Below are 5651 nucleotides of genomic sequence, written 5' to 3'. Positions count from 1 at the left end.
CGCACTAGGGGAAAAGGGCCTGGAACCAGGCGACGACCACCTGCCACACTTGATCCAGAAGGGCAAAGGGATCCCGCAGCTCCTGCAGCACCTGCCGCGGGCCAATCCTAAAGACCACGTACAGCACGGCCAGGAGAACTACGATCCCCACCGCCGTCCAGATGGCCTCTCGAACCACCCGCACCCAGAAAACCAGCATAAAAATGGCGATGGCCACCGCGGCCACCAGCGGCAATGTCTCCAGTACCATCGGATCCCCCCCGTTTGGCTCAGATGTTTTGGATTTGACCCCACTGTAGCCAGTTTGAACTGAGAATAAGGTGCTCGCAAATGCCCGCTGACAAGGGATCCCATCCCGTAAAATGGGATCACCTCGATGAGCCTTCTTTGCTTGGCTAGACGTATGGACATCATCACCTTTGGCTGGGTTGCTGTTGCTGCTTTCTTTGCCCTTTCCATTGCCTTTGTGGTCTGGGGCCGTAACGGCATGTAGCGGATCCCGCCTGGCCCTGTTGTTGCTAAAAGACTTCGTCCTGCTCTATGGAAATTGACTTGCCCTGGGTTGTCCGCCTCGCCTACGGCAGCATCTTTTTGCTCTTGACGGCTGTCACTGTGGGCGTTGGCTACATCACCTTTATCGACTGGCGGGATCGGCGGCGGCGCAGCGAGGCAGAACGGCAAGCTCGTCGCTCCAAGCGGCGGTAGCTACTGGGGTTCTGGGAGATTCCAAGAAGCCTCGCGATCGGGCCTGTCGTCAACGGTTCTCAGGACAGGAGGGGCCACCCAGGGCAAGAGATCCTCAGGCTGGAGGCAAAAGAGCTCTTGCAGGAGACTCTGGTTGGCTTCCCAGAGAGCTTGTAGGTTGTAGCCAGCGTAGGTGGGCAGAAAATCGGCCAGCTTGCGGTTGGCCTCTCCCAGCAGGATCATGCAGCCGCGGCGGTTGCCGTTTTGCAGGTGGTAGTAGGCTACGGCGGTTTGCAACAGCCCCTGGTAGAAGCGCCGCTCCGGATCTGTTGCCTCCATCCACAGCGCCTCCAGGGTGTCGTGGCAGGCGTAGAACTCCCCCCGGTTGAATTGCGCAACGGCCAGTTGCAGCGCTTCTGGGTGACCATCGCTCATGGGTCTAGGCACAGTTGCGACTCAGGGGCGGCTGCTGCAGGGATCCCTGCGGCAACACCAGGGCAAAGCAGGTCTTACCGTGGCCGCTTTGTACACAGACGCTGCCCCCCAGCCGCTGCATCCACTGCTTAACCAAAGCCAGCCCCAGGCCGGTGCCGCCCCGCTTCCAGGGATCCCCGCTGGGGATGCGGTAGAACTTCTCAAAAATGCGCTCCCACTCGCTGCGGGGGATCTCCACCCCCTCGTTGATAACCCGAATTTGCACTTGTTCAGGGCTGAGGCGGCGCGCCGTCACCGTGATGCGGTGGTGAGGCGGGGTGTACTTGCAGGCGTTGTTGACCAGCTCCTGCACCACCCGCTCCAGACCCACCTGATCCGTCACCACCTTGCCCACCGCTGGGTCAATCTGCCACCGCAACTGTTGCTGATTGGCCTGGGCCCGCTGCACAAAGGGCTGGAGCACAGTGGGCAGCCAGGCGGCCAGGGACACTTCTTCAAGATGAAGGGGTTTGGATCCCTGCTCCAGCCGCTGCAGATCCAGCAGATCGTTGACCAATTCCGCCTCGCGCTCGCACTCCTGCTCCAGGATTTGCAAGTATTGCTCCCGTTTTTGCGGGGTGCGGGCCATTTTCAGCAGTTGGATGGCCATTTTCATGTTGGTGATGGGCGTGCGCAGCTCGTGGGAGACGGTGCTCAAGAAATCATCTTTGAGGCGGTTGAGGCGTTCCAGCTCGCTGATTTGCTGCACCGAGGCCTGGTAGAGACGGGCCTGGCGGATGGCGATGGCACAGTGATCCGCCACCTGCTGCACCACCCGCACCTCCAGCTCATCAAAGCACTCGTCTGCCGGCTTGGCCAACCACAGATCGCCCAACACGGCCTGATCCTCCCGCAGCGGACATACCAGCAGGGTCAGCCCTTCCCGCCGCGGGATCCAGCTTTGCCCCGACAAATGGCACAGTTGCGCCGCTTGCCCCCTTTGCAGTTGCCGGTAGAGATCCGGGTAGTCGGCTAGGGTTAGAGCGATCCCGCCGGCGGGCGGCAGGGCGGCGGTGTATTCGTAGCGCACCGTGGCCTGGCCGGCTTCCGGATCGTAGAGACAGAGATCGCAGCCTTGGATGGACAGCCCCAGAGCCAACTCCTGCACCACTGCCCGCAGGATCTGGGCTTCGTCCAGGGTGGTGCGCACCTGGTCGGTGACCCGCTGCAAGAGGGCATCCATAGCCAGAGAGCGCTGCAGGGCCGCCGTCCGCTCCTGCACCTCCTGCTCCAGACGGGCGTTGAGATCTTGCAACTGCCGGTAGAGCTGGTTTTGCGTGATCGAGAGGGCCAGGTGCACGGCAGCGCGGCTGACGAGCTCCAGCTCTGGGGCCGACCAAGCCTTGGGCTCGTCAATTTTCAGCTCCCGCCAGGCGGCAAAAGAGATCAAGGGCAGTTGTTGACGGGGATCCTCCCAACCTTCCCCTTGGGCAGGCCAGCGGTAGCCGGCCCAGTGGGTCTCTTGGCAGATGGCGCCACGAAACACGCTCAGCCAGCCCACCACCTGCTCGTTCCAAAGCAGCGGCACCGCCAGCAGCCCGCGGATGAGCGTCTGCTGCACCTGCGACCGCAGTTCTGGCCACTTCTCCAATTGCGAAAGCGACCAGGTTCTCACCCCGTTCCCTGCCGACTTGGCTCGTCCCACCTGCTCCTGCAGCCAGGCGTCGTACCCTGCCGGCGGCTGGCTCCCATAGCAGTGGAGAGTCTCCAAGCCCATGAACTGGATGCGCAGCCGCGCCCCGATCCCTTGGAGCTGGGCGGTAAGCTGCTCCAGGACGGTGCTCAGGGTGGTTTCGGGGTGAAGCGGCGAGTACACCAGCGCCGCAATTTGGTTAATCAAGCGTTCCTGCTGCGCCTTCCGCCGCGCCTGCTCCAGCAATTCCGCCTGGGCAATGGCAATCGACACCTGATCCGCCACCAACTGCACCACCTGCAGCTCCTCAGCAGAGTAGGAGCGCGGCTCGGTGTGGTGGGAGACCAAGAGCCCCCACAACTGCTGGTGATGCAGGAGGGGCACCACCAGGGAAGAGGCTACCCCCATGCACCTGAGGTAATGGCCATGGCAGGGATCCACCGGCCGCTGCGGCACCTCTCCCAGAGGCAAAGGCTGGGCCTGGGCAAAGCGGCCCAGGGGCTCCGGCTGGCTGAGGGAGCGGGTTTGGCCCTCCACATCCACGATGACCCGCACCTGGGCCAGGCGAAACAGGTGCCGCGCTTGCTCAGGAATATCCCCCGCCGGAAAAGACAAACCCAGGAGAGAGGGCAGGCGCTCAGCTTGTCGAGCTTCCGCCACCACCGTTCCATGACCTTCCGGGTCGAAGCGGTACACCTTGACCCGATCCGTGCCCAAAAAGGCGCGCACCTCCTCCACCGTTGCCCTCAGGATCTGATCCAGCTCCAGGGATTGCCGGATCTGGTGGGTAATGCGGTTGATGAGGGCATCCCGGCTGGTGCAGGCCGCAGGAGCCAAGTTTTCCGTAGCCATCTCTCCATAAGGAAGCGCAGAAGTATTGGAAGCTACACTCCCTCTTTCACGATAGCGCCCCCTGCCGGGAAGTTACAGAGCCGCAAGGGAAAAGCTTAAGGAATTCAAAAGTTCTCCACTCTCCTTCACAAAGGGGGCTGGGGCAGGCGGAAGAGGCGGGCGGCATTTTGGCTGGTCTGTTGGGCCAGGTCTTCCAAGGGGATCCGCAACAGCTCCGCCAGGGTTTGGGCCACCCGCTGCACATGGGCTGGCTCGTTGCGCTTGCCGCGGAAAGGGGTGGGGGCCAAAAAAGGGCAATCGGTTTCCACCAAAAGCTGGGACAAGGGCACCTCCAAGGCCGACCGGCGCACGGTCTCGGCGTTCTTGAAGGTCACGATGCCGCTAAAGCTGATGAAGCAGCCCAGCTCCACAAAGAGCCGCGTCTCCTCCGGGGATCCGCTCCAGCAGTGCATCACCACCCGCAGCGGCCCCCCAGTGGCCAGGGCCTCCTTGAGGATTTCGTAGGTGGCTGCTGCCGCCTCGCGGCAATGGACGATCAGGGCCAAATCCTGCTCCTGGGCAATGGCAATGTGGGCGCGGAAGGAGGCTTGTTGCCGCTCGATGTCCGCCGGGTCGGACTTGTAAAAATCTAAGCCCGTCTCCCCGATGGCCACCACCCGCGTGTCGCTGGCGGCCAACTGGGCGATCTTTTCGGCCAGATCCGGCTGCCACTGGCGCGCCTCCAGAGGGTGCAGCCCCACCGACAAGAAGACTTCGGGGTACTGGTCGGCAATGGCCTGCAACTGGGGAAATTCCGCTGGCGTTACACAGGAGTGCACCAGTTGCCGGATCCCGGCCTGGCGCCAGCGCTCGGCCACCTGCGGTAGATCTTCTGTAAAGTCGGGATAGTTCAGGTGGACGTGGGTGTCCACCAGGGGGGCAGCGGGCAAGACGGCGGTGCTCAAGGCTCAGCTCCCGAACAAAATGTTGCGGACTCTATCCAATTTTGACACTCCCCCGCCGGGAAACCGGTGGCTTTACGCGGCTATTCGTAAAAGCGGTTCTCGGCCCGGTCGGGATCCTAAGGATCCCTTCTTGCCGGCAAGCCTGGGGGAGCAGGATGATCCATGATGATTAAAGAAATCTGACGCTGGAGGTTTGTTATGGCCCGTACTCCCTCGACCATGCTGCCTTTGGGCACCCCGGCCCCTGACTTCAGCCTGCCGGATGTGGTGAGCGGCCAAACCATTTCCCTCTCTACTTTTGCCGACAAGCCCGCTTTGCTGGTGATGTTCATCTGCCAGCACTGCCCCTATGTGAAGCACGTGCAAGAAGAGCTGGCCCGCATCGGCAGAGATTACAAGGATCGCGGCGTCGGCATTGTAGCCATCAGCGCCAACGATGTGGAGAACTACCCCGACGACAGCCCCGAGAACTTGAAGAAGATGGCCGAGACCTTGGGCTTTACCTTCCCCTTCTGCTACGACGAAACCCAAGAGGTGGCCAAAGCCTTTAGCGCTGCCTGCACCCCCGACTTTTTCCTATTTGATGCGGAGCGTAAGCTGGTCTACCGGGGCCAACTGGACGACAGCCGCCCCAGCCTGACGGATGTGCCGGTGACGGGCAAAGACTTGCGGGCGGCACTGGATAACCTGCTGGCGGGCAAGCCCATTGATCCTGACCAAAAGCCCAGCCTCGGCTGCAACATCAAGTGGAAGCCCGGCAACGAGCCCGACTACTTCAAGCAAGCCTAAATCCGCCTGAAGTCGTTGAGTATAACCCAAAGTTGCCGACCAGGGGTACAGCGCCTACCCTCAGAAAAAAGCGGGCAGCGATGTTAAAAAATTGCGCTGGCTCGCTGGTTTAAAGCTGCAGGAAATTGGGCAGGTGCTCCTGCCGTCCAGCAAAGCCGAGGTTGGCAAAGGCAATTCTGGCCATGCTCTAACAGCTACTCCCACTGCCTCTGCTCAAATGGCCAGTGTAGCCCATCAGTAAACTACCCGCTTCTGGCCGCTAAGCGGTACGGAGC

General features: G+C 61.6%; 7 protein-coding genes. 3 read left to right on the top strand and 4 right to left on the bottom strand.

Features of this window, described 5'->3' with window-relative positions; genetic code table 11:
* Positions 1-4: 4 nt before the first annotated feature.
* A complete protein-coding gene (locus NW863_RS11255) occupies positions 5-250 on the bottom strand; it encodes a hypothetical protein (protein WP_414366421.1) in 246 nt (81 codons plus the stop codon).
* A 126-nt stretch (positions 251-376) separates the two neighbouring features.
* On the opposite strand from NW863_RS11255, the gene NW863_RS11250 reads away from it, so the two are divergent.
* Positions 377-493, top strand: a complete 117-nt coding sequence (locus tag NW863_RS11250) for a cytochrome b6-f complex subunit PetN (protein WP_414366420.1) — start codon at positions 377-379, stop codon at positions 491-493.
* A gap of 47 nt (positions 494-540) precedes the next feature.
* Complete coding sequence (locus NW863_RS11245; RefSeq protein ID WP_414336459.1) at positions 541-705, top strand: hypothetical protein; 165 nt, start codon at positions 541-543, stop codon at positions 703-705.
* On the opposite strand, the gene NW863_RS11240 is transcribed toward NW863_RS11245, so the two are convergent.
* The 3 genes from NW863_RS11240 to NW863_RS11230 form a co-directional block, all read right to left on the bottom strand.
* Complete coding sequence (locus NW863_RS11240; protein ID WP_414366419.1) at positions 706-1119, bottom strand: DUF309 domain-containing protein; 414 nt, start codon at positions 1117-1119, stop codon at positions 706-708.
* A gap of 4 nt (positions 1120-1123) precedes the next feature.
* Entirely contained in the window at positions 1124-3643 is a 2520-nt protein-coding gene (locus NW863_RS11235; RefSeq protein WP_414366418.1) for a GAF domain-containing protein, read from the bottom strand.
* Positions 3644-3768: 125 nt separating this feature from the next.
* Positions 3769-4587, bottom strand: a complete 819-nt coding sequence (locus tag NW863_RS11230; protein ID WP_414366417.1) for a TatD family hydrolase — start codon at positions 4585-4587, stop codon at positions 3769-3771.
* Positions 4588-4785: 198 nt separating this feature from the next.
* On the opposite strand from NW863_RS11230, the gene NW863_RS11225 reads away from it, so the two are divergent.
* Positions 4786-5376 carry a thioredoxin family protein gene (locus tag NW863_RS11225; RefSeq protein ID WP_414366415.1) on the top strand — a complete coding sequence of 197 codons (591 nt, stop codon included), beginning with the start codon at positions 4786-4788 and terminating at the stop codon, positions 5374-5376.
* Positions 5377-5651: the final 275 nt, after the last annotated feature.

It is taken from the genome of Synechococcus sp. B60.1, assembly GCF_047462555.1.
Taxonomy (GTDB): Bacteria; Cyanobacteriota; Cyanobacteriia; order Thermostichales; family Thermostichaceae; genus Thermostichus.
Note: the sequence above shows the minus strand (reverse complement) of the source record. Positions and strands in the feature narration are given on the sequence as shown.

What these genes read in the sequence shown, in the direction of transcription:
- NW863_RS11245 (WP_414336459.1), top strand. Translation starts at nt 541, where the DNA reads ATGGAAATTGACTTGCCCTGGGTTGTCCGCCTCGCCTACGGCAGCATC.
- NW863_RS11235 (WP_414366418.1), bottom strand. Translation starts at nt 3,643, where the DNA reads ATGGCTACGGAAAACTTGGCTCCTGCGGCCTGCACCAGCCGGGATGCC.
- NW863_RS11240 (WP_414366419.1), bottom strand. Translation starts at nt 1,119, where the DNA reads ATGAGCGATGGTCACCCAGAAGCGCTGCAACTGGCCGTTGCGCAATTC.
- NW863_RS11250 (WP_414366420.1), top strand. Translation starts at nt 377, where the DNA reads ATGAGCCTTCTTTGCTTGGCTAGACGTATGGACATCATCACCTTTGGC.
- NW863_RS11225 (WP_414366415.1), top strand. Translation starts at nt 4,786, where the DNA reads ATGGCCCGTACTCCCTCGACCATGCTGCCTTTGGGCACCCCGGCCCCT.
- NW863_RS11255 (WP_414366421.1), bottom strand. Translation starts at nt 250, where the DNA reads ATGGTACTGGAGACATTGCCGCTGGTGGCCGCGGTGGCCATCGCCATT.